Raw genomic sequence first — 24,883 nt, forward strand, 5'->3', positions numbered from 1 at the left:
AACTTAAGGATCCATCTTTTTATTCAATACCCGCAAAGGCGCCGCTTCGTGCGCCAAGCTTTTGTACGCCATATAATTGGAGCGCGCCACATCCAACGGCAGGTGTACCGGTACCTCGCCGATTTTTTCGGTGCGGAACAAATCGTGGTCCAGAGGAAAATCGGGGGAAGTGCAGCCGAAACACGGTACGCCAGCCCGGGTCTTGCTGCTGCGGCCGTTCCAGAGTTCCGTATTGCATATCGCCACCGTCATCGGCCCCTGACAGCCCAAATTGAAAAACAGGCAGGCCTTATTGCCGAACTCGGCGTCCTCGACATCGTATTCGTGATACTCGATGCGGGTGCAGCCCTGGTGCACCATGGTATTGAAAAAAGCTTTCGGACGATTCAAATGGTCGAGTTCGACCGGCAGCCCGGAAGCCAGCATGGCCAGCGTTTTGGTCATTGCATTGGGATGGGCGGGACAGCCCGAAATATTGATGACGGGAAGTCCCTTGCGCGACCGCCATTCGATCGGCAAAAGTCCACCGGGATTTTTCTTATCGAATTGCAGGCCGAGGCAATCGGTAGGATTGGGCGGCGCGGCATGAACGCCGCCGTAAGCGGCGCAAGTGCCCATCGCCACCACGTATTCGGCTTTCTCGACCAACTCCCGGACCAGGCTCATTTTGGAGCGTCCGCGATAGGGATCGTACATGCCTGAGCCGTCGGGCCCGGTTATGATGCTGCCTTCGATGCATAAAACATCCAGTGCTTGCCGATCCGCCAGAATGGCCTCGATCAAGACATCCAGTTTTTTCATCGGCTCCATGGATAAAGATGGCTGCCAGAGTACTTCGATGCCATACTCGTCGACAAGGTCTTCCAGAGAGGGACTGTCCGCGCAGAGCATCGACATGGTGTCCCCCCCGCAAGAGCCGGTTTGCAGCCAAAGCAATGCCGTCACAAAAACTCCGATAACGCTTTAAAACTGTAATAATTTTAGTTCAATTGTTACAAGACTATTTACTATTTTTAAACTACCGGCTCATTGCGAGATTTTCTTGCGCATCGAACGGCTTCAATCCCTGACCGCTTCGATCTGAATGATCACTTTGACCTCGTCGGCCAACGCCGGCGCATATTTGTCCACGCCAAAATCGGAGCGTTCGATCGTCGCGGTCGCGTTCGCCCCGCAGACATTTTTCATCGAGATCAGATTCATTCCGCAGTGGAAGCGGTCCACGGTCAAATGCACCGGCTTGGTCACGCCGTGCAGCGTAAGTTCTCCCTTTGCGCCGGTTAATTGTCCCTGCTTGTCGAAGATCAACTGTTTCGATTTGAACAGGATTTTCGGAAAACGCGCGACATCGAGGAAATCCTCTCCCCGCAGATGCTTTTCCAGTTCCGGGAGGCCTGTGCTGATCGAAGCCGCATCGATCGCGACATCGATCGAGCCGCCGGCAGGCGATGCGGGCGCGAGCGCTATTTTGCCTTCGGTCTGATTGAAACGACCCCGCTGTATCGAAAAACCGAGGTGATCGATTTCAAAGCTCGGAAAGGTATGACGCGGATCGACAGTATAAGTGTCGGCTAGCGCCGTCGATGTAAAGCCCGATACAGCGACAGCAGCGGCAAACAACGCGAATAATAAACGGATCATAGGAATTTTCCTCAGCAAGGGGGTCAATATTTGTAAATACAATATTAGCGAGTTATCGGAAGTTTTGATTGATTATCAACATAAAAGAAACAATGAATTAATTCAATTCCGCTTGATAGTTCGGCAAAAACTAATATACTAATGCCATTGCTTTAGCAAACTCCATGCCAGGTTTTTCGAACAGCCAGTGTCCCCGAGAGGCCGGCCTCTCGCCTGCCAAGAGTTTCAGCGCGGCATAGCTTCTATTTTCAGCCTTTTTCATACACCTCCTCGAAGTGTGAAAAAATTCGGAACCTCCACAATCCGAAGCGTTTGTCTCCCGGCGCCCGTAGTAGGCACCGGGAGTATTTTTTTGCATTTCCCCCGTTGATTTTCCCGTTACGGCGAACCCGCCGATTCCGGCAGCCAGTCCAATACCTGTTGCCTTGCGCGCTCCGCCAGCTCGGCAAAGCCTTGTACCGCCCCCTGTGCATCGGGACTGATCTTGCCGCTGCGCAAAACGAACTCCCGCGCACCCAGCTTCTTTTTGCTATCGGCCGCAAACGCTTCGACCGAAAAGTGCATCAGTACAAAAGCACTTCCCGGCGCCTCGAATTGCTGCTCGAAATTCACCAGGCGAATCACCAGAGAATAGTTCGGACCTAAGCGCCCCGAACTGAAATGCAGCCTGAGCAGATCCGGCGGAGGCGCAATCCACTGATCCAGATTATAGAAACGCACCCGGGTCGGCTGGTCGTAAAGCAGCCGGTAACGGATCCGGTTATCGCTCAGCCATTTCGGCGCAATGACGCGAATTTCCGCGGTCGCGGCATTTTGCGGGCCGGCCGCCGCCGGCGGAAGCGGGCCAACGCCGAAATCGTGCAGCGCCGGTACCCGCACGGTTTCCGAACAACCCAGCAACAGAACGCCGGCGGCATAAAGTAAGCGGTATTTTTTCATCGAGGCTCCTTATAGCCCGGCTCGCCCGGTGCGGGTTCCTGATCGGGGAGGCCAAAAATCAGCGACTGCGGGTTATTTTCGAGCAAATTCGCGATTTTGTTCACCTGCTGCGCTGCCGACTGCAACTCGCTCATCAGCTCGTTGACTTTCGGAAGCGTAGTCTGAGTGACCTGGTCGCTCACTTCGAACCCGGTCTCGGCCAGTCTCTCGGCCTTTTGCTCCAACGCTCTGACATCCTTGCTCAAGCTCTGCAAGTCGTTCGCCAGCCGATCGATATTGTCCAATGTTTTTCCGGCCCGATTCCCGAGCTTCGGCACCTCGGCCAGCGCCTTGTCCACGCCTTTTTCGAGTTGATTCAACTTATTCGAGAGGCTTTTCAGATTGTTCAGGATGTCGGTGACGTTCTTTTCGTTTTCATCGCTCAGAAATACGCTGAGCCGCACCATGATATGCTCGGCTTTTTTCAGAATATCCTCGCCGGTGTTCATCAATCGGTCGGCCAAAGACGGCTGCAGCGGTATCCGATCGGCCGGATCGCTTCCCGGCGGCAGCGGCCCGCCGGGGTGTTCGGGATCTTCGAGCTGAATTTGAGTCAGACCGGTCACGCCTTTTAACTGCAAGGTCGCGAACACGCCTTTACTCAGCACGATCTCCTTGTCGACCTCGATCGGAACCAGGATCGCCCCGGAATCGTTCGGATCGAAATGGATGTCGAGAACTTTGCCGACCGCAATGCCGCGGTAGAACACGGTCGACTCGGGATTCAGGCCGGTCACCGACTGGCGGGTCGAAACATAGTAGACGTTGCGTTCGCGCTCGAAATGGCCGATCCAGTACACAACCACGGCGGTGGCCGCCGTCAGGACGATCAGGAAGACGCCGGTAATCAGCGCATATTTATTTTTGCCCATGCGTCGTATCCAGATTTTGAAAAACCCGCTCGGCGCGGTTGTTGTGAAAAAAACGCTCGACGAACGGATGCGGACAGCTTAACACCGATTCGAGGGGACCGAAGGCAACCAGTTGGCCGTCCGCCAATACCGCGATCCGGGTACACAGATCGCGCAGAATGTCGAGGTCGTGCGTCACCATCACCACCGTAAACTCCAGATCGCGGTGCAATTCGGACAAAAGACTGACGAAATCCTCGCTCGAAATCGGATCGAGGCCGGAGGTCGGCTCGTCCAACAGCAACAAATCCGGTTCGAGGATCAGAGTACGCGCGAGCGCCACCCGCTTGGTCATGCCGCCCGACAAATCCGCCGGCTTCAGCCAGGCGTCGCGCACCGACAAGCCGACCCGGGACAGTTTCATGAACACCAGCCGCCTGATGATCTCCTCATCGTCGAAACCGAGCTCGCGCAACGGAAAGGCGATATTGTCGAACACATTGAGCACGCTGAACAACGCGCCTTTCTGAAACAGTACCCCGCAGTTACTCTGCAGATGCCGGCCGATTTGATGCAGCGACTGTCCCATTACGAAGATTTCGCCTTCGCTCGGCGCCTGCAGGCCGATGATTTCGCGCAGCAGCGTAGTCTTGCCGCTGCCGGAAGCACCGACCAGTCCGAGGATCTCGCCGTGCTCAAGGCTCAGATTGATGTCCCTGTGCACAATTTTGTCGCCGAAGCGGGTCCAGATATGTTCGAGACAGATCGCCGAGTCCTTCATATCGGCATCCCGATGCCCATGAACAGGATCGCGAACACCGCATCGACCATGATCACGATCGTGATCGAAGAGACAACCGAATTGGTGGTTTCATTGCCCAGGCTTTCGGTATTCGGCTTGATCTTGAAGCCGAAATGGCAGGCGACCAGCGCGATCAGAAAGCCGAACACCGCGCTTTTCAACAGGCCGATAAACACATTCAACAACGGCACCGCATCGGGCAGCTTCAAAAAGAACTGCATATAGCCGATGTCGAGCGTGTTCTGCGCCGAAAACATCCCCCCGAGCAGCGCCGAACCGCTGGTCCACACGCCGATCAACGGCAGCACGACCGCCAGGGCCGCGACCTTCGGCAACACCAGCCGCAACGAATGCGAAATGCCCATCGCGGACAGCGCATCGAGTTCTTCGGTGACCCGCATGATGCCGATCTGCGCGGTCATCGCGGAACCGGAGCGTCCCGCGACCAGGATCGCCGCGAGCAATGGACCCAGTTCGCGAATGATACTGAGCCCCAGGATGTCGATAATGTAGATTTCCGCGCCGAACAGCTTGAGCTGCAGGGCGGACAGATAGCTCAGCACGATACCGATCAGAAAACCGACCAGCGCGGTGATTCCGAGGGCGCGTACGCCCGACTCGTAGATAGTGATCGAAATTTCGGTCCACGGCACCTGGCCCGGATGGCGCAGCAAGTAGCCCACATCCAGCAGTAACTGGCCCAGCAAGGTCACCAGATCCAATGTTTGCCGGTAAAAATCGGCTATAAAGCCGTAAAGAAAGAGCAATATCGCGCCGAGATCGCGTTTGGGCGGCGCGGTTTCGGAAACTTCCTGCGCCTGCCAGCGCTCCAGCATACGCAGATGTTCGGGACGTATCGCCAGCCCCTCGGGCAAGGTCCGGCCCCACTCCTGCCAAAGGATCAGCGCGGCCGCATTGTCGAGCACATCGATCGTCTCCAAATCCCAGTGCAGCCCGGACTTGCTTCGCGCATACTTTCTGAGTTGGCGGCGCAGCGCCGGCATCTCGCACAGATTACGCAAATTCCATTCTCCGGACAATCTGACGCCATACAGTTTTCCGTCCCGCTCGATTGCGTCCAGCGCAGGCTCGGCTCTTTCACCTATGAAAAACATCGAAACGTCCGGACACTGGCGGTGTGATCAAAGAAAAACGATTGCAAACCCATCATACGCTCATTGCTCGCCCCGGCCTATGCCGAACTGACGCTTTTAAATGCTCTCCGACGATCTCGAAAACCGGCCTTCCGGCCACCGGTGCCGAAACGGCCGCCCAGCCTGCGACCTTATAGCGTTTCCCGGCCTCGATCGGCTTGCCGCCCTGCAGCCGCATCGCACCGATGCGTTTGCCCCCTTCGGCCGCGGGATCGCAATCGAACCGCATGCCGCCCGTCCTGACCATGTCGCCGCCCTGCCGATAGTAAGGATCGGGATTGAACAGATTATCGGCCACGTCTTCCAGCATGTTTTTCAATTGTGCGCCCGTCATCGTGGCGGCATAGGTTTCGGGATAAGTGACCGCGGTATGATTCATCACATCTTCCATCGCGATCGTCCGGCCAGGCAATACGGCCGTACCCCAGCGGAAACCGGGCGTCAACGCGATGTCCGCGCCGTACTCGGCCAGCAGCGCATCCAGAATCAGGCCGTCGAAAGTTCCATAAAAATTATCGCGGCGGTACAGCAGCTCGTTCGCCTCGGCCAATGGCTGCCGCAAGACAGGCAGATACGGCATTCTCAAGCTATCGATCAGACTCTGCATTTCCGGATCGGGTTCCAATAGCTCCGCAAAGACCGGCAGCAAACGATAGCGTATCGCCTGCAGCCGACCGCCTCCGGCTTGCAGGTCGATCACCGCCAGAAACTTGCCGTGGCTGCCCGCGTTGGTGACCCAGGTCCTGCCTTGCGGATTCGCGACCGGGATCGGTTCGGGAACCGCATCGTGGGTATGGCCTCCCAGGATCAGATCGATTCCGGCGACGCGCGAAGCCAGTTTCAGATCGACACCCATGCCGTTGTGGGACAGTAAAATAATCGCGTCGGGCCGTTCGGCGGCGCGTATCCGGCCGACGAGCGACTGCAGGCGCCGTTCCTCGATCCCGAACCGCCAACCCTTGACGAAACGCGGCGGGTTCGCGATCGGCGTATAAGGATAAGCCTGGCCGATCACCGCAATCCGGATTTTGCCGAACTGTTTGATCAGGTAAGGCTTGAACAGCTCGTCATTGTCCGTGCCAAACTCAAAAACCGCTTCCTCGGCCTGTGCCGCATTCTGCGCGAGAAAAACGCCTTTGAAGCGTTTCAGATTCTCGAAAAGCCGCTCCTTGCCGTAGGTAAACTCCCAATGCCCGGTCATCGCGTCGACGCCCAGCAGATTGCAGGCGTCGACCATATCCTGCCCGCGCGTCCATAACGCGGTCGCCGAACCTTGCCAACTGTCGCCGCCGTCGAGCAGCAAGGTCTTGTCAGGCCCGCGTAAAGCCCTGATCGTTTTGATCAATGTCGCCAGGTGCGCGAAGCCGCCCATTTTTCCATAACGGTGCGCGGCGTTGTCAAAATCGAGATGAGTCAAGGCGTAAGCCTCGCGGCTGTGCGGACGAATGCCGAAACGGCGCAGGAACTGCTCGCCGCTCAGGTGGGGCGGCGCATTTTTGCCGGCGCCGATACCTAGATTGACCGCCGGCTCACGGTAATACACCGGCAGCAACTGCGCATGGCAGTCGGTCATGTGCAGGATCGTGACGTCGCCGAACTCCGGCTGGCGGTAATAATCGCGGCGCGCCGCCGAACAGCCGTAAACGGCGGCAGGCGACAAAGCGAGGTATTGAAGAAAGCGGCGACGGTTCATCTCGTAGGGTACGCTGCGCGTACCTTGCTCGGGAGAACTCCCGGATAGCTTTGGAAAAGGTACGCGCAGCGTACCCTACGCGAGCCGGGAAGCATAAGCGCCATATGCCCGGTAAGCCGCAACGAGGGACAAGATCAAAAAAATCGTTCCGCTGATCCGGTGCAGCAACGCCAACGGAAATTTCTGCAGGATCGTGCGTCCGGCCAGCACGCCCAGCGCCGAAGTCGTGACCAGCGCCGCGGTCGATCCGATCCAGACCGCGGCAGGCATCGAAGTGCTGCTCAGCGCCACGACCGCAAGCTGCGTTTTGTCGCCGAACTCGGCGACCGTAATCAATAAAAACGTGGTAAAGAAGATGCCGTGCCCGCTTTTTTCGCGGATTTCCTCGTCTTCATCGCCGCCTGCGCGCAGGGCGTGAATCCCGAACGCGCCGAACAGAAAGGCGACCGTCGCCGCGACGATGTACTCGGGCAGCCAGCTTGCAATCGCGGCGCCGAATACGACCGCCAGCGTGTTCAACAAGGCGAACGCCGCGCTCGCCCCCAACACCACCGGCCAGGCTTTGTGCCTGGAAGCCAACGTCATACAGACCAGTTGGCTTTTGTCGCCGATTTCGGCAGTGACGATCAAAGCGAAACTGGTGGCGGCGGCAAGCCCGGTTTCGCGCCAATTGCCGCCGGTCAGCAAGGCAGCAAACTTGTGCAGGAAAACCTGTAAATAGGACTCGGCAGGAAGACTATGGAGCCAGGCGGTCAGGTGCGTCAGTAATTGTTCGGCTTTGTCCATGCAATGGCTGAATGGAAAGATCGGTAGAGTGTAAAGCGGGAAAGAAGAGAGTTCGCGCGGCGCATGCCGTTCGGCTCAACCCAGCATATTGTCCAGAATCATCATCAGGATGAAGCCGAACATCAGCGCAAAGGTGGCATAGCGGGAGCGTTCGCCCGCGCCGCCATGCGTCTCCGGGATAATCTCTTCGCTGATCACGAACAGCATCGCACCGGCCGCAAAGCCCATCGCCACCGGAAGAATCGGCTGGAAGACCGTCACCATCGTAATCCCGAGCAAGCCGCCGACCGGCTCGACCAGCCCGGTCAGGGTGGCAATCGCAACCGCACGCCATTTGTCGTAGCCCAATCCGACCAGCGGCAGCGCGACGGCCAGGCCTTCGGGAATGTTCTGCAAGCCGATCGCGATCGCCAGAACAATGCCGGTTTTCATTTCGCCGGTGCCGAAACTGACCCCGACCGACATGCCTTCCGGAAAGTTGTGAATCGTGATCGCGACGATAAACAGCCAGATTTTGCCGAAAGACGTTTTGCGCAGATCGGACACCTGATCGAAATGCACATGCGGCAACTGACGGTCGGCATAATGCAGAAACAGCGCGCCGATCAGCATCCCGAACGAAACCAGATAAATGCCCTTGCCGGCCCAGACCGCGTTGCCGAAGCCGATGCCGGGAACCAGCAGCGAAAACGCGGTGGCGGCGAGCATCACGCCGGCTGCGGCTCCGAGCATGCCGTTGAACAGATTGTTCGAGATATTCCGGAAAAACAGCGCCGGCAACGCGCCGACGCCGGTCGCCAATCCGGCTAGAATGCTGGCCAGGAAGCCGATCACCACGACTTTGCCGAAGATCAGGTACAAAGCGCCGAAAATGATCAACTGCGACAACAGAAACAAACCGGCGATCGTGGCCCAGCGTTCTGTCGGCGGCAACGCCATCAATTTCCGATAATAAGGGCTGGCCATCGCCTTGACTACCTGGGCCTCCAAAAATCCTTGTATCTTTTTAAATTTCTGGTCCTGTATCGTCGTCATTTCGCCCGCCTCTGCCGATGGTTCATATTGACTGCCGATTATAACTAAATACAAATAACCGATGTAAGGTTATTGCACTGAATTGATTATCCTGAACATCGCAATTTAAAAATTTAATTCATCCTAAATTCAGCTTCACACCAATATGCTATCGCTTCATTTACCCACAACTGTAAGGATTCACCATGTCAAGAAAAGCGTTCTTATTTGTCCCATTATTGGCCATCGCTGGCGCAGCCATGGCGGAGCAGAGCCTGCTCGAAAGCATTGCGAAACAGGCGGCTAAAAATACCGCGACAACGGTAGCTCCCGGCGCGGTAGAACGCGCCGAGGCAGCTAATCAGGCCTTGCAGGATGCCAAGCAAGTGAAGGAAGCCGTACAAAATGCGCCTGAAGCGGCAAAAAGCCAAGCCGTAGAAACGCTCAAAGCAACCGCGAAGGAAAAACTGGAAGCCGCGACGCCGGAACAACTGAAGCAAGGCGCCGACGCTGTCAAAAAAGGCACGGAAACCGCCAAACGACTGAAAGCACAAGCCGGCAATCTGCCGGAATCTTCAAAACAGGCGGCCAAGACGGCGAAGCACAAGGCGAAGCAAAAAATGGCGGAAAAAGCGTTGGAAATGTTGCAATAAAGCCGATCCGAACCGTTTCAACCGTAGTGAAACTTAAATAAATACGGTTGAAACGGTGCTTAACTCAGGGCGGAAGAACCCAACATCTGACACTTTCTTGATTCTTCTCCTGCCGGACTCACTCCTGGGTGTCGTTGACTAAATCATAAGTGACGTTGGGATTAAAGCCCATCGGCCAATAGATGGCAGCGAATGGCGGCCAGAAGATAGACACGACGCGAAATTTGGTCCGCAATCTGCCTTCCTTGACCGTTTGCCCATCTTTTTCCAATCGGTAAGGAATCCCGCCGCCCGGCGGCATACCGGCCGCGGTCCAGAAGAACGGCTTGGTCGTGACCTTGCCGCCCGCATCGACCTGCACCGGTTGCGGCCGTTCATAAATATACAACTTGGAGCCTTCCGGCACTTTGAAGGTCCCGGTCGTCGTACAACCGGTCACCAAAATCAACGACGCCAACAGCAAACTGGTTTTTTTTATCATGCTCATTTCCTCGGGTTGATTCGGGATCGTTCAATCCCAGCGTTTAAAAATCAGGGAGGTGTTGATGCCTCCGAAAGCGAAGTTGTTGCTCATCACATAACCGCAGTCGAGCCGGCGGACCGCGCCGACAATATAGTCCAGTTCCGCACAATCCGGATCGATCGTTTCCAGATTCGCGGTCGGATGAAACCAGCCTCCGCGCATCATCCGGATCGCGGTCCAGGCCTCCAGCGCGCCGCAGGCGCCGAGCGTATGCCCGGTATAGCTTTTCATCGCGCTGATCGGCGTATGGGCGCCGAAGATCGCCCGAGTGGCATGGCTCTCGGCGACGTCGCCATGCTGGGTCGCGGTGCCGTGTGCGCTGATATAGCCGATCGCCCCCGGTGGCAGGCCCGCGTCGTCGAGCGCGAGCCGCATCGCGACCTGCATGCTGCGGCTGTCGGGCTGGGTCACGTGCAGGCCGTCCGAATTGGTGCCGTAGCCGACCACTTCGGCGTGAATCGCCGCGCCGCGCGACCTGGCATGCTCAAGCTCTTCGAGAATCAGCGTGCCCGCCCCCTCCCCGATCACCAGTCCGTCGCGGTGCAGATCGAACGGCCGCGGCGTGGTTTCGGGCGCGTCGTTTTTCAGGCTGGTCGCATAGAGCGTATCGAACACGGCCGCCTGGCTGGCCGAAAGCTCGTCCGCGCCGCCGGCCGCCATCAGCGTCTGCCGGCCGTACTTGATCGCTTCGTAGGCGTAGCCGATGCCCTGACTGCCCGACGTGCAGGCGCTGGACGTCGTATAAACGCGGCCGTTGATTCCGAAAAACAGGCCGATGTTGACCGCCGCGGTATGGCTCATCATCCGGATATAGGAGGTCGCATTCAGCCCGTCGGTCCGGTGGTTCAGCAGCATGTTGCCGAAATCCGCGATCGCGTCGAAACTGCCAGAACAGCTGCCGTATGCGACACCCATACGCCCGCTTTTCAGTACCGGATCGTCGATCAATCCGGCATCCTGCAGCGCCAGTTCGGTCGCATAGGCCGCCATCAGAGCGACCTTGCCCATGCTGCGCGTCTGCTTGCGGGAATAATGCGCGGGCCGCGCGAAATCGACCGGGCCTGCGAGCCGCGTATTCAGCCCCTGGTATTTGTCCCATTCGGGCATGGCGCGAATGCCGGTCGCCTGCGTCTTTAAACGTTCCGAGACGGTCCGCCAGTCATTGCCGAGCGGAGACAGCCCGGCCATCCCGGTCACCACGACGCGCTTCATCAGCACAAGCCTCCGTTGACCGCGATCACTTGGCGGGTAATGTAGGCGGCGTCCTTGGACAGCAGAAAAGCGACCGCTGCGGCGACCTCTTTCGGCTGCCCGACACGGCGCGCCGGAATCATCTTTTTGATCTCGTCCAGCGGCAGCGCTTCGACCATTTCGGTTTCGATCAGGCCGGGCGCGACGCAATTGACCGTGATGTCCCGCTTGGCCAGTTCCAGCGCCAGCGCCTTGGTCGCGCCGATGATGCCGGCCTTGGCGGCGCTGTAATTGACCTGGCCTCGGTTGCCGATCAGACCGGAGACGGACGACAGAGTCACGATGCGGCCCGGTTTACGCCTGCGCACCATCGGCATGATGATGGGCTGCAAGACATTATAAAAACTGTCGAGGTTGGTATGGATCACGCTGTCCCACTCTTCCCCGGTCAGCGACGGAAACGCATTGTCGGCGGCGATGCCGGCATTGCAGACCACGCCGTAATAGGCGCCGTTCGCATCGATGTCCTCGGCCAAGTGCTGCGCGCATTGAATGCGGTCGCCGATATCGAATTGCAGGATCCGGGCGTTGCGGCCGAGTGTTTCGATTTCCGCCGCGACCTCCGCGGCTTGATCGCGCCGGCTGCGGCAATGCAACACCGGATCGTAGCCCTGGGCCGCCAGATACAAGGCGATCGCCTTGCCGATACCGCGGCTCGAGCCGGTCACTAAAACGGTCTTATTTTTCATAATGCATTATCGTATCGAGGGGTGCCTGGTAGACATTCAGCACGGCGCTTACTTTAACATGATCGCCGGTTAGCCGGCAGTCGAACACCGACAAGTGCCCGTCCTGCATGATTTTTTCGACCCGTACCGTCAATACGGAACCGATCCGGAAGCCGGGCGCGCTGCTCTCGAAACGCCGGGTGCCGAGTAAAAAGCCCAGCCTGATCGGCTCGCCGGCCCGCTTGGCATGCAGGCCGGCATACAGGCCGATCGTCTGCGCCATGTATTCGATGCCGGCCCAGGCCGGAACCGTATCGCCGCCGCCGAACAGCGGGCCGGTCCGGACGGTCAGCTCGGCAGTGGCCGTCTCCTCATCCCAGGCAAGCACTTTGTCGAGCCAGATCATCCCGCCGGTATGCGGCAGCAGTTCGGCGACCTCGAACAGCGGAAAATCGTTCATGCCCGCCCGACCACGATCGAGATGTTATTGCCGCCGAACGCGAACGAATTGCTTTGGCAGGTGTCGATCCGGCGCTTCAGTTCGTCGCCCGGACGCGCGAGATTCAATGGGGCCAGTAGCGGATCATCCGTGTCGTCGCTGACGTTCGGAATCGGCCGGCCCCTTTCGTCGCCTCTGTTCAGCAGCAGCCAGCAAAAACCGAGTTCGAGCGCGGCTGCCGCGCCCAGCGTATGGCCGGTCATGCCCTTGCTCGAACTGGCCGGCACTGCGTCGCCGAACAACGCGTTGACCGCCTTGCTTTCCATGCTGTCGTTCAGCACGGTCGCGGTGCCGTGCAGATTCAGATAATCGATTTCCTCGGAACGCTTGCCGGCATCTTCCAGAGCCAAGTGCATGGCCCGACCCACCGCCAGCCCGTCCGGATCGGGCGCGGAAAAATGGTAGGCGTCGCTGGTGGCACCGATCCCGAGCAGTTCGACAGGACCCTGCACCCTACTCAACACGAACAGACTGACCGCCTCGCCGATGTTGATCCCGTCCCGGTGCGCGCCGAACGGCTTGCACAAACCGCCGCTCAACGACTCCAGGGCCGCGAAACCGTTGACCGTCAGATTGCAGAGCGTATCGGCGCCGCCGACGATTACCGCATCGCATAGCCCTAAGCGCAGCAGGCGGCGCGCGGACGCGATCGCCCGTCCGCTCGAAGAACAGGCGGTCGACAAGGTATAGGCCGGTCCGCCGAGATTCAGGCAGGCGGCCAGAAAATCGGCGCCCGACCCCATTTGCTGCTGCTTGTAATGGAAACCGTCCGGCAAGCTGCCGTTTTGGGCCTGGTGAGCCAGCGCCAGCTCGGTGTTCCGAACCCCGGACGTACTCGTGCCCAACACGCAACCGATACGGTCCTTCCCAAAGCAGGCGACCATTCGCTCGACCGTATCGCGGATTTGTTCCAGTGCGGCCAGCAACAGGCGGTTATTGCGGCAGCGGTAATACCCGAAACGGTCGCCGATTTCCGGCAGTTCGGCATCGATCCGGCCCACCGCGAACGGCCGGCCGGGGCTGAACCGGTCGGTAAAGACCAGGCCCGAACGGTCTCCGGCCAGCAGCCTCGCCAGTACCTCTCGCTTACCGTTTCCGGCCGCGCAAAGCATGCCGACGTCATTCAGATACAACTTCATAGCTGACCGTCCGGATCGCAAGCCGGTAATGATACTGCAGGTTGACCAGTTCGGCCGCTTCCGGCCATGTGCCGTCGGTGTTCGGATAGTGTATTTCGACCAGAGGCTTGCCATCCACGGATAAGCGGCGGAAGCCCGGTCCGGCCTCCAGCGTCAAGCCTTTCGGCAACTGCTTCCGCACGCTGTCGAGCGGCCAGTAAACCAGTTGCAAATCCGCAACGATCAGCTCGGGAACGAGCGTCTCGGGAACCAGAGGATTTTTGTCCGCTTCCAGGGTCTTCCCGTCATAGGTCAAGTTGAACAGGCTCAGCCCATCCTGGGTAAGGCCGGCCATCGCGATACGCCGGCTGTCCAGTTCCAGCACGCAGAGCAGCGTTTCCTCGCTTTCCGGCCAGTGCGCGGTCAACTGCTGCACGATGCGCCGCTCCGGACCCAAAGGCGGCGCGAGCGGAAACAAAGGCTGCGGGCGCACCCCGGCTTGCCGGGCCGCTTCGGGCAGGCTTCCGTCTTGAGGATGAATCGACGCGCAACCGGCCAAACCAATGATCAAGGCAACCAAGCTTAACTGTCGTCGCGGCATAATTCGGCGAGCGTATCCAGCCGCGAGCGGGCGTTCTTCACGTAAGGATTGTTTTCGTCCCAGGCGTAACCGGCCAAAATCGAGCAGATCATCGCCTTGACCTCGGGCTGCTGGTGCGAATGGAAGATCACGTCCTGAAAACGGCCGTCGTACCACGCATCGACAAATACCCGGAACGTATCGACGCCGCGTTTCAACGGCTGCGCATAATCCTGCTCCCAATCGACCGGCTCGCCCCTGAATTGCCGGTCCAGCGCCGCCGTGGCCAGCATTGCGGACTTCATCGCAATCGTCACGCCCGAGGAAAAAATCGGGTCGAGAAACTCGCCCGCGTTGCCGAGCAGCGCGTAGCTCTGACCGTAAAGGCTTTTGACGTTGGCCGAATAACCGACCAATGTATTGATCTTGTCATCGAATACCGCGTTTTTCAAAATCCGGCCGAGCCCCTCATCCTGATGGATCAATGCCTGCAATTGCGCGCCGTAATCCTCGCCCGGCGCATAAAAAGTTCGTTCGGCCACTACGCCGACGCTGCTGCGTCCGTTGCTGAACGGGATCAGCCAGAACCAGACGTCCTTGTGCTCCGGATGCACGGTGATCCGGATTTTGTTCCGGTCGAACGCAGGATCGTCGATCCGGTCTTCGATATGCCCGAACAGGGCCTGCCGGACCGGAAATCCCGACGGAGACTCCAGACCGAGCAGGCGCGGCAGTATCCGCCCGAAACCGCTCGCATCGAGCACGAAGTCGGCCGCGTAATCGTAAATCCGGCCGTCCGTGTCGGCGACAGTCAGACAGGCCTGATCGCCGGAAAAATCGACCGACTTCACCTCCATCTCCCAGTGGATGTCGACGCCCATCCGCGCCGCTTCGTCGGCCAGCAGCGCGTCGAAGCGGCCGCGCTGGACCTGAAAGGTCGTGCCGATGCCGGGGGTAAACTTGTCTTCGAAATCGAATTCGGTGTAATGGTCGCCGAAGGCGAACGCGGCGCCGTCCTTGAACTGGAAGCCGGCGCCCTTGACCGCGTCGAGCATCCCGGCTTCCTTAATGAACTCCATGCACTGCGGCAGCAGGCTTTCGCCGATGCTGAAGCGGGGAAAACGCTGGCGCTCCAGGATGATCACCTGATAGCCTTGTTTTCTGAGCAAGGCCCCCGCGATACTGCCGGAAGGGCCTGCGCCGATGATGATCACTTTGCTTTGACGCGGTTTATCCATGCGGGGGGATGTTCCTTGGCATGTGTAAGTGGAGAAAAGAAAATTATAATGCGGAGGTCGGGTTTTCGGAAAAAATGTCGGATTGATAAAACCCGTAGGGCGGAACGCGATAGCGGTTCCGCCAATTGGGAATTGCATATGGCGGAACCGCTATCGCGTTCCGCCCTACATTTTCATTCCCCAGAGTAACGCCCAAATACATATTGCTGAATTACCGGCCTTTCAGCATCGCAGCTTCTATCAGCTCGGCAATCGCCGCGATCGCGCCCCGGTTTTCGTTTAAAAACGCCCTGGCCCGATCAGCCAGCTCCTCCCGCCGCTCCGGGTCGGCATATAACGAAAGGAGTATCGCGGTAATTTCTTCCGGAGACCGGCACTGCAGCGCGGCCTGGCGCGCCAATACGCCGGCGGCAATCTCCTTGAAGTTGGCCATGTAGGGTCCGAACATCAGCGGCACCCCGGCCGCAGCCGCTTCCAGCAGATTGTGCCCCCCGACCGGCACCAGGCTGCCGCCGATGAAAGCCACGTCAGCCGCCGCGTAAAGCATCTTGAGCTCGCCCATCGTATCGGCGATATACCCATCGGTTTCGGCCGTACAGTGACTCCCCGACGTGCGCATCACGGCTTTCAGCCCGCGTTCCTCGCACAGATTCTTGACCTCGCTGAAACGCTCGGGATGCCGGGGCACGATCGCCAGCAGCAGATTCGGGATTTTTGCCTTGATTTCAGGATAAAGGTCCAGAAACGGCGCTTCCTCGTTTTTGTGCGTGCTGGCGAGAATCCAGACGAAACGGTCGCCAAAGATCGAAGCTTTGAGCCGCCTGCCCTGCGCCAGCGTCTCTTCGGCGATCTCGATGTCGAACTTCATGTTGCCCATTACCTTGACCGAATCCGGCTTCGCGCCGATCTGCACAAACCGTTCCGCATCATCCGCGGTTTGCGCGGCGATCAGGCTGACGTGTTTCAGCGCCGGACGAATCAGCGAAGGAATCTTTCGATAGCCGCGCGCGGATTTTTCGGACAGGCGGGCGTTGATCAAAAACAGTGGAATTTGCTGCCGGCCGCAGGCCGCGTACAGGTTCGGCCAGATCTCGGTTTCCATGATTACCGCAAAGCACGGCTTGAAGGTACTCAGAAACCGTCCGATCACGAACGGCATGTCGTAGGGTAGATACGCATGCTCCGCTTTGCCGCCGAACACCGCCTGCACCCTGGCCGAACCGGTCGGAGTGGTGGTCGTGATCAGCAGGCGCCATTCGGGCCGCCGCGCCTGCAACACCTTCAGCAGCGGAAACAGCGCCTCGGCCTCGCCGACCGACACCGCATGGAACCAGACAACGTTTTGGGAATAGATTTTATCGTAAAAGCCGAAACGCTCGTTCCAGCGGCGGCGGTAGGCCGAAGCCTTAAGGCTGCGCCAGAGTAACCGCAGCAAAATAAACGGCGTTAAAAGATAGAACAGAACGGTATAGAGCGCACGCATCAAAGGCTACTGTTTCGGCTACGGGAAGGGAATCGCTTTCCGATTGAAAACTCAACCGGCCCATTATAGCAACACCCGGAAGAAATCCGCTCCGGCAGTATTACGGCAAAACGGAGTTTGTAGTTCCGTCTTCAACGTTTCAGTCATTGCCTGAACTTCGGAGAAAAGATCCGGACGGGTTTACCAAACCCGTCCGGCGAAGGGCTGCATTCGATCGTTTTTTTAGGAAAAACAGCGTCATAACCGATCTAATGGGCTTACAACTCCTCTTCCGCCCTTGTTGAGAACATTCACTCTGAGGCGTACACACTCCATCAAGCGCATGCCCGTGCCGTAAAGGAGATTTGCCATCAATCCATAGACTCCGCTCATCCGCGCCAGCACGGTGCTCACCTCGGTTCGCGTCAACACACTGGGTAAACATTGCGGTTGCTTGGCACGCACGATATTATCCAGCCAGGGCAAATCGATTAAAAGGATTTCTTTGTACAAAAATAGTAAAGCGGACAATGCTTGGTTTTGTGTTGAAGCCGATACCTGGCCTTCCACTGCGAGATGCGTCAAAAAAGTTTCAATTTCCATTGCACCCATTTCTAACGGATGGCGTTTACCGTGAAACAAAATAAACCGCTTGATCCACTGCACGTAAAGCTTCTCGGTACGGATACTATAGTGCTTGACGCGAATCCGGTCACGGACTTGATCTAGGAGCTTTGGAGGTGTATTTTTCGTTAGCATAAAGAGGTTGCTATCAATAATTAAATATTGTAGTATCCAGTTTAGCAGATTATCAGAGTGGCGTTATACACCGATAATCGTAGATTAATATACACCTGTATAGGTGTCTACTTAACGTTGGGCGGCCAAATATGAGTGATCTAGAAAACCCAAAATACCCTCCTGACAACGAGATTAAAGTTGAGTGGACAACTTTTCATAAAATGATACTCATATTCACAACATTGCTTATATGGGTTTGGTTCTTTGTTAGTCACGGATTTTCTGGCGAAACTGCATTTAACAAATTTCTATCCTTGCTCGGTCTCAACATTGATATTGTCGGTGTTACAATCGCATCATTAAAACCGCCATACTACGGGTTGTTTTGTGACGGCGGAGCAATTGAGTTCAAGCGTCAAAAAGCTGAACATGAAAGCTTTAAGCGCGGTATGTTTTTAATTGCTCTTGGGTTATTATTTCAAGCTCTTGGTGTACTTGTGTAATAGTAAATCTTTTTTAATAAGGCACTACCTTCTGGTAGCATACAAACAAGCTCTTTATTTTGTGCCTTAAGTTTTTCAAGCTATTCGAGCAAGGCTAGTTTTCCGGCATCTGTGCTTATTTCAAAGTACGTTTCTGGTGTTTCAATAACATAGTTTTCAGTTTCAATAGTCATATTTGTGTTTTTTGGTTAGTTACTTGTTGGTCTGGTTTTCATAATTCGGCCCAACAAGTCGGTCAAGGCGACGCGCCGCCCGTTGGCGGTTTTGAAGTTTGGTTTTTTATCAAGGTTCGGCGGCTTCGTTTAAGCTCTGTGAACGGCGCGCCCCTTACCGTAACGTTAGGCGTTGCTAGGTTTCTTTGCATAGCAGGCGTACAATAAGCCACTAATTTCCTTACAATGGGGGCAGCATGAATTTTCATATTGAGTATGAACGCGAAGCTGATGGTCGCTGGTTAGCCGAAGTGCCAGAACTTCCTGGCGTGCTTACTTACGGTGTTTCCGCCAATGAAGCAATGGCTAAGGCGGAAACATTGGCTCTGCGAGTGCTCGCAGAACGAATTGAAATAGGGGAAAGTCAGCCTGTGCCAATCAGTATTGAGTTCGTAGCGGCATGAGCCAATGGCCTTCTACAAAGGCTAAACGTGTTCTTGCTGCTCTACTTTACATTGGCTGGAGCATTAAGCGTCAATCCGGCTCTCATCGTACCTTATCCCGTGATGGTTGGCCTGATTTTGTGTTCGCCTTTCATGACGGCGAAGAAATCGGGCCTCGTATGCTGACTCGAATAGCCAAACATACTGGGCTTAATCCGAGCGATTTATGAGTTCTTGGCTTTAACCGTTCTCTACAGCCTAACAAAACGGTCAAAGGGACGCGCCGCCCTAAGGCGGTTTTGAAGGATTGCTTTTTAATCGGGTTCGGCGGTTTCGTTTAAGGCTTGTCCACGGCGCGCGCCTTACCTTTACGTTATCCTTGTTAGAAGGGAAGTTCCACATGAAGCAAGATGTAGTAATGATGCTCGCGTTGGTTGCAGTCTTGGTAGGCTGCAAGGAAGGAAATGCACAAGAGGTTGTCCAAACTGTCGAATGGTTTAAAGAGCATCCTGCTGAGCGCAAAGCTCAGCTTGCCAAATGCAACTCAAATCCTGGTGAGTTGGCAGCTAAACCCAATTGTGTAAATGCCAGTCGTGCCGACTCGTCTTCGGTTTGGAGTAAACGCGGTGGAATTAAGGCTCCAGCCCCATTAACTTTCGAGAAAAATGACAAAAAATAAAACACCACTTCGCTGTCATCAGGCTAACAACTCGGTTAACCGGACCTGCCGCAAACGGCAGTCCGGTTACCTCCAACGTTAGGCAATAAAGCTATCAATCGTTCTAGCAATATCGGGAAACTCGTTAATAATTTTTTTATCCGCCGTGATTAGCGGAATACTTAAGAGCTTTGCCAAAGCAACAAATTCACAGTCGTATGCAGAGCAATTACTGGCGTTTACCAATTGTAAAATGTGAGCGGATGAAACCTCGTACTCATTTTCAAGCATCAAGTTTTCAGCCTGTTGGGTAATCAACAGAATTTCATCAAAAGTTAAAATGTTTTTTCGCAAATAGAGCGTTAACACGTTACGAAACTCACTTTTCCAAAGATTGGGGGCAATCCATTTCGGTTCAAGTATCAACAGTTGTTCCGCTTGAGCGGATTTCTCGCTGTTGAAGTAGAGATAGGCAATTGTGTTAGTATCGGCAACAATCATGGTCTGCCTTCAGACTTAGCTTTATCGATTTTTTCGTCTGTTAATAAGTAATTTGCGGTTTTAGCCCTCAACTGCTTCGCCATTGCCAAATGTTCGTTAACATTAATTTTGTGAGGGTTGATGGTGCGTTCCACGCAATACAGAATTTCACTGTTAATGCTTCTGTGATGTAATTTGGCCGCTTCCTTTAATTGGTTATAAAGATTGTCTGGTATGTTTTTAAGTGTCAAAGTAGCCATATTATAATCTCGCTGAGAACCAATAAGGTTTCATTATGGTTTCTTTTGGCATAATGTCAAGTGAAAAGCGTTGCCTTCGATTAAGTTCGTTGGAAAAACCGAGCCAGATGGCTGTTGTTCGGCGGTTTCTTGGGTGTGTGCTCGGTTGATTGGAATGATCCCTTACTTTTCCTCGGCTTGTTCCGTCCAAGGCGTCGTAAAAGTTCAACTATCCGCGGATTAACCTTCGGTTTTATAGTGCCACACAGGGCGTTACCCGCCCCTTCGGCGGCAAGGCGAAGGCCTTCCCACTCGATATTGATTGCCGCGTTCAGGTCGCGGCATTGCGTATGCCCGCAGTCATCGCAGCGAAAACCCGGTAAGGCGGATTCGCCGATAGGCAATCCGCCATCGCTTTGAAGCCGGTTGGCGTTCTGCTATCGCGAAAACGCCCTACGGCCCTTAGCTTGGCGTTGAGCGGCAAGAACCACAGTTCGAAGGAACAGATACGTCTATGAGCATTACTTATGAATAAAGTGCTAGTCATTACTGGCGGCAGTCGTGGAATTGGCGCTGCAACCGCACTGCTTGCGGCAGCGCGCGAATATACCGTTTGCATCAACTATCGAAAGAATCAGGCAGCCGCTGAAGCAGTCGTTGATGAGATCAAATCGAAAGGCGGCAATGCCATTGCTGTCGCGGCAGATGTTTCACTGGAATCGGAAGTCAAAAATCTGTTTAAAGTCATAGATGAGCAACTCGGGCCAATATCGGCGCTAGTTAATAATGCCGGTATTCTTGAGAAGCAAATGCGAGTCGAGGATATCGATGCGGCGCGACTACATCGGATTTTCGCGGCGAACGTGGTCGGCTCTTTTCTATGTGCAAGGGAGGCAGTGAGGCGCATGTCAACAAAACATGGGGGCCATGGCGGAGCCATCGTAAATGTATCGTCTGCCGCATCGAGACTCGGTTCAGCGGGCGAATATGTTGACTATGCGGCATCAAAGGGCGCGATCGACACGCTTACTATAGGTTTGTCCCAAGAGGTTGCGGAAGAAGGAATTCGCGTTAACGCGGTACGTCCTGCATTTATCTATACGGACATGCATGCTGATGGCGGTGAGCCAGGGCGGGTAGATCGTATAAAAGAATCGTTGCCGATGAAGCGGGGCGGGCAGCCAGCCGAAGTCGCGAATGCAATCCTCTGGCTGCTATCTGAAGAGGCATCCTATACAACCGGCACATTTATCGATTTGGCGGGTGGAAAATGATGTCTAACAAGGGAAATGCACCGGGACAGTCAAAAGCGTCGCTTCGCTGCGCTTTGTCTACCGTTGATTTGCAGCGTTAGATTATGGATCCAAATATCTATAAAGCCAGTTTGAAAAATCTTGCTCGTATTCGGGCGTTAATTTCAAAATCAGCCCGAATACTTCAATCGCCATACTATAAACAGTCGGAGATTGAAACAGCATTGGAGTTAGTAAGCGGCATCGAAGAATTGATTTCCGCCGGCAGTTTTTTTGTCGCCGAGTATCAAAATAGCTTCATCGGCTGTGGAGGTTGGACAATCGACGCTTCCGACGCTCAGAAAGCGGAAATAAGGGGCTTTTTCGTACATCCGGATTGTGCCCGAAGAGGTGTTGCCACGCGCCTCCTTGCGGCCTGCGAAAATGAATGTTTGCATAAAGGTATTCAGACTTTATATCTGACCGCTACACTTTCTGGCGAGCCTTTTTACAAAAAATGCGGCTTTTCTGAATTGGAGAGATTCAGGCAGGGCTTGTCAAATGGAGAATCTTTTGAATTGGTTAAAATGGCAAAAGAAATACAGCGGATTGAGGCATAATCTCATGTTTTTCATCAGTCGCGTAGGTCGGGCACGCGCTTTTTGCGCCCGACATTTCCAATGCCTTGAAAGGTGGCAGGGTTTCAGACCCGCGCCATATTCCGAAGCAGGATCGCCACATGAACGTCGGGCAACGATAAAGCGGTTGCCCGACCTACAGGGCTACCAGGCGGCGTGGGTTGCAATCGAATCAACGGTTCCATAAACACACGCCGCCCGCTTTCTCGATCGCGGCCAGACGCTGCCGGTGCGCTTCCAGTTCCCCCGGATCGCAGGCAATCACCTTCAAACGCGGCCGGTCGGACGCAATGCGCTGGACCAGGCCGGATTCGACCGCTACCGCCGCCTGGACCTCGGAGGCTTCATCGAGCAGCGAAAACTGCCCGCCGGTCATCAACAGATAAACGTCGGCGAGAATTTCCGCGTCGAGCAATGCGCCGTGCAGTTCGCGCTGGCTGTTGTCGACGCCGTAACGCTTGCAGAGCGCATCCAGGCTGTTACGCTGGCCCGGATGTTTCTGGCGCGCGAAGGCGAGCGTGTCGAAGACTTGGCAGTACTCGGTTATCGACGCCAGCGGATCGTCGAGCAGAGCGAATTCGTGGTTGATGAAGCCGACATCGAACGGCGCATTGTGAATGACCAGTTCGGCGCCCTGCACAAACGCCAGAAAATCCTCCGCAACGCCGGCGAAGCGCGGCTTGTCTTCCAGAAACTCGTTGGTGATCCCGTGCACTTCGATCGCTCCGGCGTCGATCACCCGTTCCGGGTTGATGTAAACATGAAACCGGTTGCCGGTCAGGCGCCGGTTAACCAGTTCGACGCAGCCGATTTCGATGACCCGGTGGCCCTGTTCCGGGCTCAGGCCGGTCGTTTCGGTGTCGAGCACCACGATGCGGGGATTGGTCGATCGCATATTCATCAGGATGATTCCCTAGCTGCTCTAGCCTGCATAGCGCTCGATCATTTTCTCGGCCTGCTCGGCGAATTTCTCCAGCTCCCCTTTCTTGACCGTCTCGACCGGTATCACCAGCGCGGTATTCAGGGTAATGTAGATGTAGACATAGCGCTTGCCGTATTCGACCCGAACCAGGTCTTTCCAAAGCATTTTGTTCTTGCCGCTCGGCGATTGCTCGAACAGATAAGCCGGATTGGCCGGATCGATCGTCAACGTATAGGTGCCGAACATCGCTTTCTTTTCCTGCGGCGTGTAATGCTTCAGAATTTGCCGGCGCATGTCGTACATCATCACTTTCGGCGACAGCAGCGCCCACAGCGCCGCGACCAGCCCGACGTAACCCGCCGACTTGGCGTCTCCGTAATAGTAATAATAAAACATGCCGATCAGCACCATGATGCTCGGCACGATCCAGCGATTTTTGTTGATTTGGTTTTGAACGTCTTTCGAATTCAGGTATTGCGCTTCGTTGAAATTGACCAGATCTTCTTCTCTGAACTCGTATTCTATTTCCAGCATGTTCTTGTTTTAATAATATTGAAGAAAAAATCAGTGCAGCTTGATCATCGCGTGCACCGTGCGTCTGAATAAATTGGAGAGCGTCAGCATGGCGGTCCGGAAATAGCCGTGGATCGCGACCTGGTGCATCTTGTATAAGGACAGGTACACGACCCGGGCAATGAACCCGCCGACGCTGACCGTGCCCATCAGGTTGCCCATCAGATTGCCGACGGTCGTATATTTGCCGAGCGACACCAGCGAACCGTAATCGTAGTAGACGAACTTGACCGGCGGCTTGCCGGCCAGCCGGTTACGCAGCGTTTTGTACAATGCCGACGCCTGCTGGTGCGCGGCCTGCGCGCGCGGCGGGATATTGCCGGGATGCCCCGGCCAGGCGCAGGCCGCGCAGTCGCCCATCGCGAAGATCGACGGATCGGAGGTCTGCAGGCATTCGTCGACGACCAGCTGGTTCAGATGATTGGTTTCGAGACCGTCCACTTGCTTCAGCCAGTCCGGCCCCTTGATGCCGGCGGCCCAGACCTTCAGATCGGCCGGGATGATTTCGCCGTCGTGGGTCTTGATGTGTTCCTCGGTCACTTCGGTGACCCGGCAGCCGAGTTTAAGGTCGACGCCCAGCTTGAGCAACTGCTGCTTGGTCGCCTCGGCAAGTTTGCCCGGCAGCGCCGGCAAGAGCTGCGGCGCGGCCTCGATAATCGTCAGCCGGACGTTGGTGGATTCGCGAAGCCCGTACACCGCCAGCAGATTGGTCACTTCGTGCAGTTGCGCGACCAGTTCCACGCCGGTTGCCCCGGCGCCGATGATCACGATCGACAGCGGCTTCTCATGGATGCGTCGCTCATCCGCAAAGGTCTTGATATAAGTCTCGACCAACTGCCGTTGAAAGCGGAAAGCCTGCTGCGTCGTGTCGAGGAACAGGCAATGCTCGGTAACGCCCCGGATATTGAAAGAATTGCTGACGCTGCCGACCGCCATCACCAGCGTGTCGTAACCGAACGTCCGCCGCGGAATCAGTTCCTCGCCACTGTCGCTCAAGGTCGGCGCGATCGTGATTTCCTTTTTGGCGCGATTCAGCCCTTCCATCCGGCCGAGCCGGAAGCGGAAACGGTTCCGATAACCCTGGGCCAGATATTCGACCTGTTCGGATTCGTCCAGCGTGCCGGCCGCGACTTCGTGCAATAAAGGCTTCCAGATATGGGTCGAAGCGGCGTCGAACAGCGTCACTTCCGCCAGCCCTTTTTTGCCGAGCTTGCGGCCCAGTCGGGTCGCCAACTCCAGTCCGGATGCGCCGCCGCCGACGATCACGATCTTGTGTTTTTCGTTATTCCTCTCCGCCATGGCCGCCCTTCAGCATCAGATTGATTCGAAAGGCGCCCATTATATCGAATCAGTCAGGACGAAGCGGATTTTATTGAAAAGACAGCGGCGGC

At 55.9% G+C, this 24,883-nt stretch carries 30 protein-coding genes; 7 read left to right on the plus strand and 23 right to left on the minus strand.

All coding sequences use genetic code 11. The features are described 5' to 3' along the window. Positions 1–3: 3 nt before the first annotated feature. The 9 genes from METAL_RS14560 to METAL_RS14600 all read right to left on the minus strand — a co-directional run bounded on the left by METAL_RS14560 (position 4) and on the right by METAL_RS14600 (position 8,940). Positions 4–945 carry an NADH-quinone oxidoreductase subunit B family protein gene (locus tag METAL_RS14560; RefSeq protein ID WP_005373436.1) on the minus strand — a complete coding sequence of 314 codons (942 nt, stop codon included), beginning with the start codon at positions 943–945 and terminating at the stop codon, positions 4–6. Positions 946–1,059: 114 nt separating this feature from the next. Further along, positions 1,060–1,641: a YceI family protein gene (locus tag METAL_RS14565; RefSeq protein ID WP_005373438.1), complete on the minus strand. Its 582-nt coding sequence runs from the start codon at positions 1,639–1,641 to the stop codon at positions 1,060–1,062. A gap of 378 nt (positions 1,642–2,019) precedes the next feature. Then, entirely contained in the window at positions 2,020–2,580 is a 561-nt protein-coding gene (locus METAL_RS14570) for an ABC-type transport auxiliary lipoprotein family protein (RefSeq protein WP_005373441.1), read from the minus strand. Next, positions 2,577–3,491 (minus strand): MlaD family protein, encoded by a 915-nt coding sequence (locus METAL_RS14575; protein ID WP_005373443.1) that lies wholly within the window; start codon positions 3,489–3,491, stop codon positions 2,577–2,579. Before METAL_RS14575 ends, METAL_RS14570 begins: the two co-directional genes overlap by 4 nt. Further along, on the minus strand, positions 3,478–4,251 hold the full coding sequence (locus METAL_RS14580) for an ABC transporter ATP-binding protein (RefSeq protein ID WP_005373445.1): 774 nt from the start codon (positions 4,249–4,251) through the stop codon (positions 3,478–3,480). Before METAL_RS14580 ends, METAL_RS14575 begins: the two co-directional genes overlap by 14 nt. Further along, positions 4,248–5,387, minus strand: a complete 1,140-nt coding sequence (locus METAL_RS14585; RefSeq protein ID WP_005373447.1) for an MlaE family ABC transporter permease — start codon at positions 5,385–5,387, stop codon at positions 4,248–4,250. The genes METAL_RS14580 and METAL_RS14585 overlap by 4 nt, the downstream gene beginning before the upstream one ends. 52 nt (positions 5,388–5,439) lie before the next feature. After that, entirely contained in the window at positions 5,440–7,119 is a 1,680-nt protein-coding gene (gene soxB, locus METAL_RS14590) for a thiosulfohydrolase SoxB (protein WP_005373449.1), read from the minus strand. Between the two features lie 75 nt (positions 7,120–7,194). After that, positions 7,195–7,905 (minus strand): TMEM165/GDT1 family protein, encoded by a 711-nt coding sequence (locus tag METAL_RS14595; RefSeq protein WP_005373451.1) that lies wholly within the window; start codon positions 7,903–7,905, stop codon positions 7,195–7,197. A 75-nt stretch (positions 7,906–7,980) separates the two neighbouring features. Continuing rightward, positions 7,981–8,940 (minus strand): ZIP family metal transporter, encoded by a 960-nt coding sequence (locus tag METAL_RS14600; RefSeq protein WP_005373453.1) that lies wholly within the window; start codon positions 8,938–8,940, stop codon positions 7,981–7,983. Positions 8,941–9,179: 239 nt separating this feature from the next. Here METAL_RS14600 and METAL_RS14605 point away from each other — a divergent pair, with 239 nt between their 5' ends. Beyond that, complete coding sequence (locus METAL_RS14605; RefSeq protein WP_245549389.1) at positions 9,180–9,572, plus strand: hypothetical protein; 393 nt, start codon at positions 9,180–9,182, stop codon at positions 9,570–9,572. A gap of 118 nt (positions 9,573–9,690) precedes the next feature. On the opposite strand, the gene METAL_RS14610 is transcribed toward METAL_RS14605, so the two are convergent. From METAL_RS14610 to METAL_RS14650, 9 genes are all read right to left on the minus strand, one after another. After that, positions 9,691–10,053 (minus strand): hypothetical protein, encoded by a 363-nt coding sequence (locus tag METAL_RS14610; RefSeq protein WP_005373457.1) that lies wholly within the window; start codon positions 10,051–10,053, stop codon positions 9,691–9,693. A gap of 30 nt (positions 10,054–10,083) precedes the next feature. Then, the gene (locus METAL_RS14615; protein ID WP_005373459.1) at positions 10,084–11,307 is read right to left on the minus strand and encodes a beta-ketoacyl-ACP synthase; all 1,224 of its coding nucleotides are present in this window, start codon (positions 11,305–11,307) and stop codon (positions 10,084–10,086) included. Continuing rightward, positions 11,307–12,035, minus strand: a complete 729-nt coding sequence (gene fabG / locus METAL_RS14620; RefSeq protein ID WP_005373460.1) for a 3-oxoacyl-ACP reductase FabG — start codon at positions 12,033–12,035, stop codon at positions 11,307–11,309. Before fabG ends, METAL_RS14615 begins: the two co-directional genes overlap by 1 nt. Continuing rightward, positions 12,025–12,474 carry a hotdog family protein gene (locus METAL_RS14625; protein ID WP_005373462.1) on the minus strand — a complete coding sequence of 150 codons (450 nt, stop codon included), beginning with the start codon at positions 12,472–12,474 and terminating at the stop codon, positions 12,025–12,027. Before METAL_RS14625 ends, fabG begins: the two co-directional genes overlap by 11 nt. Beyond that, positions 12,471–13,652, minus strand: a complete 1,182-nt coding sequence (locus METAL_RS14630; RefSeq protein ID WP_005373464.1) for a beta-ketoacyl-[acyl-carrier-protein] synthase family protein — start codon at positions 13,650–13,652, stop codon at positions 12,471–12,473. Before METAL_RS14630 ends, METAL_RS14625 begins: the two co-directional genes overlap by 4 nt. Continuing rightward, positions 13,633–14,232, minus strand: a complete 600-nt coding sequence (locus METAL_RS14635) for a DUF3261 domain-containing protein (RefSeq protein WP_005373465.1) — start codon at positions 14,230–14,232, stop codon at positions 13,633–13,635. Before METAL_RS14635 ends, METAL_RS14630 begins: the two co-directional genes overlap by 20 nt. After that, positions 14,214–15,449, minus strand: a complete 1,236-nt coding sequence (locus METAL_RS14640; protein WP_005373467.1) for an NAD(P)/FAD-dependent oxidoreductase — start codon at positions 15,447–15,449, stop codon at positions 14,214–14,216. The genes METAL_RS14635 and METAL_RS14640 overlap by 19 nt, the downstream gene beginning before the upstream one ends. A gap of 211 nt (positions 15,450–15,660) precedes the next feature. Further along, the gene (gene waaA, locus METAL_RS14645) at positions 15,661–16,932 is read right to left on the minus strand and encodes a lipid IV(A) 3-deoxy-D-manno-octulosonic acid transferase (protein WP_005373469.1); all 1,272 of its coding nucleotides are present in this window, start codon (positions 16,930–16,932) and stop codon (positions 15,661–15,663) included. Between the two features lie 237 nt (positions 16,933–17,169). Next, complete coding sequence (locus METAL_RS14650; RefSeq protein WP_005373471.1) at positions 17,170–17,670, minus strand: phage integrase N-terminal SAM-like domain-containing protein; 501 nt, start codon at positions 17,668–17,670, stop codon at positions 17,170–17,172. A 131-nt stretch (positions 17,671–17,801) separates the two neighbouring features. Between METAL_RS14650 and METAL_RS14655 the strand changes: the two genes are divergently transcribed. The 4 genes from METAL_RS14655 to METAL_RS14665 all read left to right on the plus strand — a co-directional run bounded on the left by METAL_RS14655 (position 17,802) and on the right by METAL_RS14665 (position 19,429). Beyond that, a complete protein-coding gene (locus METAL_RS14655) occupies positions 17,802–18,155 on the plus strand; it encodes a hypothetical protein (RefSeq protein WP_031429629.1) in 354 nt (117 codons plus the stop codon). A 409-nt stretch (positions 18,156–18,564) separates the two neighbouring features. Then, positions 18,565–18,771, plus strand: coding sequence for a type II toxin-antitoxin system HicB family antitoxin (locus tag METAL_RS14660; protein WP_005373474.1), 207 nt, complete (start codon positions 18,565–18,567; stop codon positions 18,769–18,771). After that, positions 18,768–18,980, plus strand: coding sequence for a type II toxin-antitoxin system HicA family toxin (locus tag METAL_RS21080; protein WP_005373476.1), 213 nt, complete (start codon positions 18,768–18,770; stop codon positions 18,978–18,980). Before METAL_RS14660 ends, METAL_RS21080 begins: the two co-directional genes overlap by 4 nt. Before the next feature lie 170 nt (positions 18,981–19,150). Then, positions 19,151–19,429: an EexN family lipoprotein gene (locus tag METAL_RS14665; RefSeq protein WP_031429630.1), complete on the plus strand. Its 279-nt coding sequence runs from the start codon at positions 19,151–19,153 to the stop codon at positions 19,427–19,429. A 78-nt stretch (positions 19,430–19,507) separates the two neighbouring features. Here the strand turns inward: METAL_RS14665 and METAL_RS14670 are convergent, their stop codons facing one another. Both METAL_RS14670 and METAL_RS14675 read right to left on the minus strand, forming a co-directional pair. Beyond that, on the minus strand, positions 19,508–19,909 hold the full coding sequence (locus METAL_RS14670) for a type II toxin-antitoxin system VapC family toxin (RefSeq protein ID WP_005373479.1): 402 nt from the start codon (positions 19,907–19,909) through the stop codon (positions 19,508–19,510). Beyond that, complete coding sequence (locus METAL_RS14675) at positions 19,906–20,148, minus strand: FitA-like ribbon-helix-helix domain-containing protein (RefSeq protein WP_005373492.1); 243 nt, start codon at positions 20,146–20,148, stop codon at positions 19,906–19,908. Before METAL_RS14675 ends, METAL_RS14670 begins: the two co-directional genes overlap by 4 nt. A gap of 506 nt (positions 20,149–20,654) precedes the next feature. Here METAL_RS14675 and METAL_RS14680 point away from each other — a divergent pair. Continuing rightward, positions 20,655–21,401 carry an SDR family oxidoreductase gene (locus tag METAL_RS14680; protein WP_005373494.1) on the plus strand — a complete coding sequence of 249 codons (747 nt, stop codon included), beginning with the start codon at positions 20,655–20,657 and terminating at the stop codon, positions 21,399–21,401. 83 nt (positions 21,402–21,484) lie between these two features. After that, on the plus strand, positions 21,485–21,979 hold the full coding sequence (locus METAL_RS21085; RefSeq protein ID WP_005373495.1) for a GNAT family N-acetyltransferase: 495 nt from the start codon (positions 21,485–21,487) through the stop codon (positions 21,977–21,979). A 190-nt stretch (positions 21,980–22,169) separates the two neighbouring features. Here METAL_RS21085 and dnaQ read toward each other — a convergent pair whose 3' ends face one another. From dnaQ to METAL_RS14700, 3 genes are read right to left on the minus strand one after another with little or no spacing between them, the layout of a single operon-like run. Continuing rightward, the gene (gene dnaQ / locus METAL_RS14690; RefSeq protein ID WP_005373496.1) at positions 22,170–22,898 is read right to left on the minus strand and encodes a DNA polymerase III subunit epsilon; all 729 of its coding nucleotides are present in this window, start codon (positions 22,896–22,898) and stop codon (positions 22,170–22,172) included. 21 nt (positions 22,899–22,919) lie between these two features. Beyond that, complete coding sequence (locus METAL_RS14695; RefSeq protein ID WP_005373497.1) at positions 22,920–23,453, minus strand: YcxB family protein; 534 nt, start codon at positions 23,451–23,453, stop codon at positions 22,920–22,922. Between the two features lie 30 nt (positions 23,454–23,483). Further along, complete coding sequence (locus tag METAL_RS14700; protein ID WP_005373498.1) at positions 23,484–24,791, minus strand: NAD(P)/FAD-dependent oxidoreductase; 1,308 nt, start codon at positions 24,789–24,791, stop codon at positions 23,484–23,486. Positions 24,792–24,883: the final 92 nt, after the last annotated feature.

Origin of the sequence: Methylomicrobium album BG8, from assembly GCF_000214275.2 — a bacterium.
Classification (GTDB): Bacteria; Pseudomonadota; Gammaproteobacteria; order Methylococcales; family Methylomonadaceae; genus Methylomicrobium; species Methylomicrobium agile.

Bases quoted from the DNA above. Each gene is read 5' to 3' on its own strand.
- METAL_RS14565 (WP_005373438.1), bottom strand. From the start codon at position 1,641: ATGATCCGTTTATTATTCGCGTTGTTTGCCGCTGCTGTCGCTGTATCG.
- METAL_RS14570 (WP_005373441.1), bottom strand. From the start codon at position 2,580: ATGAAAAAATACCGCTTACTTTATGCCGCCGGCGTTCTGTTGCTGGGT.
- METAL_RS14575 (WP_005373443.1), bottom strand. From the start codon at position 3,491: ATGGGCAAAAATAAATATGCGCTGATTACCGGCGTCTTCCTGATCGTC.
- METAL_RS14580 (WP_005373445.1), bottom strand. From the start codon at position 4,251: ATGAAGGACTCGGCGATCTGTCTCGAACATATCTGGACCCGCTTCGGC.
- METAL_RS14585 (WP_005373447.1), bottom strand. From the start codon at position 5,387: ATGTTTTTCATAGGTGAAAGAGCCGAGCCTGCGCTGGACGCAATCGAG.
- soxB (WP_005373449.1), bottom strand. From the start codon at position 7,119: ATGAACCGTCGCCGCTTTCTTCAATACCTCGCTTTGTCGCCTGCCGCC.
- METAL_RS14595 (WP_005373451.1), bottom strand. From the start codon at position 7,905: ATGGACAAAGCCGAACAATTACTGACGCACCTGACCGCCTGGCTCCAT.
- METAL_RS14600 (WP_005373453.1), bottom strand. From the start codon at position 8,940: ATGACGACGATACAGGACCAGAAATTTAAAAAGATACAAGGATTTTTG.
- METAL_RS14605 (WP_245549389.1), top strand. From the start codon at position 9,180: ATGGCGGAGCAGAGCCTGCTCGAAAGCATTGCGAAACAGGCGGCTAAA.
- METAL_RS14610 (WP_005373457.1), bottom strand. From the start codon at position 10,053: ATGATAAAAAAAACCAGTTTGCTGTTGGCGTCGTTGATTTTGGTGACC.
- METAL_RS14615 (WP_005373459.1), bottom strand. From the start codon at position 11,307: ATGAAGCGCGTCGTGGTGACCGGGATGGCCGGGCTGTCTCCGCTCGGC.
- fabG (WP_005373460.1), bottom strand. From the start codon at position 12,035: ATGAAAAATAAGACCGTTTTAGTGACCGGCTCGAGCCGCGGTATCGGC.
- METAL_RS14625 (WP_005373462.1), bottom strand. From the start codon at position 12,474: ATGAACGATTTTCCGCTGTTCGAGGTCGCCGAACTGCTGCCGCATACC.
- METAL_RS14630 (WP_005373464.1), bottom strand. From the start codon at position 13,652: ATGAAGTTGTATCTGAATGACGTCGGCATGCTTTGCGCGGCCGGAAAC.
- METAL_RS14635 (WP_005373465.1), bottom strand. From the start codon at position 14,232: ATGCCGCGACGACAGTTAAGCTTGGTTGCCTTGATCATTGGTTTGGCC.
- METAL_RS14640 (WP_005373467.1), bottom strand. From the start codon at position 15,449: ATGGATAAACCGCGTCAAAGCAAAGTGATCATCATCGGCGCAGGCCCT.
- waaA (WP_005373469.1), bottom strand. From the start codon at position 16,932: ATGCGTGCGCTCTATACCGTTCTGTTCTATCTTTTAACGCCGTTTATT.
- METAL_RS14650 (WP_005373471.1), bottom strand. From the start codon at position 17,670: ATGCTAACGAAAAATACACCTCCAAAGCTCCTAGATCAAGTCCGTGAC.
- METAL_RS14655 (WP_031429629.1), top strand. From the start codon at position 17,802: ATGAGTGATCTAGAAAACCCAAAATACCCTCCTGACAACGAGATTAAA.
- METAL_RS14660 (WP_005373474.1), top strand. From the start codon at position 18,565: ATGAATTTTCATATTGAGTATGAACGCGAAGCTGATGGTCGCTGGTTA.
- METAL_RS21080 (WP_005373476.1), top strand. From the start codon at position 18,768: ATGAGCCAATGGCCTTCTACAAAGGCTAAACGTGTTCTTGCTGCTCTA.
- METAL_RS14665 (WP_031429630.1), top strand. From the start codon at position 19,151: ATGAAGCAAGATGTAGTAATGATGCTCGCGTTGGTTGCAGTCTTGGTA.
- METAL_RS14670 (WP_005373479.1), bottom strand. From the start codon at position 19,909: ATGATTGTTGCCGATACTAACACAATTGCCTATCTCTACTTCAACAGC.
- METAL_RS14675 (WP_005373492.1), bottom strand. From the start codon at position 20,148: ATGGCTACTTTGACACTTAAAAACATACCAGACAATCTTTATAACCAA.
- METAL_RS14680 (WP_005373494.1), top strand. From the start codon at position 20,655: ATGAATAAAGTGCTAGTCATTACTGGCGGCAGTCGTGGAATTGGCGCT.
- METAL_RS21085 (WP_005373495.1), top strand. From the start codon at position 21,485: ATGGATCCAAATATCTATAAAGCCAGTTTGAAAAATCTTGCTCGTATT.
- dnaQ (WP_005373496.1), bottom strand. From the start codon at position 22,898: ATGAATATGCGATCGACCAATCCCCGCATCGTGGTGCTCGACACCGAA.
- METAL_RS14695 (WP_005373497.1), bottom strand. From the start codon at position 23,453: ATGCTGGAAATAGAATACGAGTTCAGAGAAGAAGATCTGGTCAATTTC.
- METAL_RS14700 (WP_005373498.1), bottom strand. From the start codon at position 24,791: ATGGCGGAGAGGAATAACGAAAAACACAAGATCGTGATCGTCGGCGGC.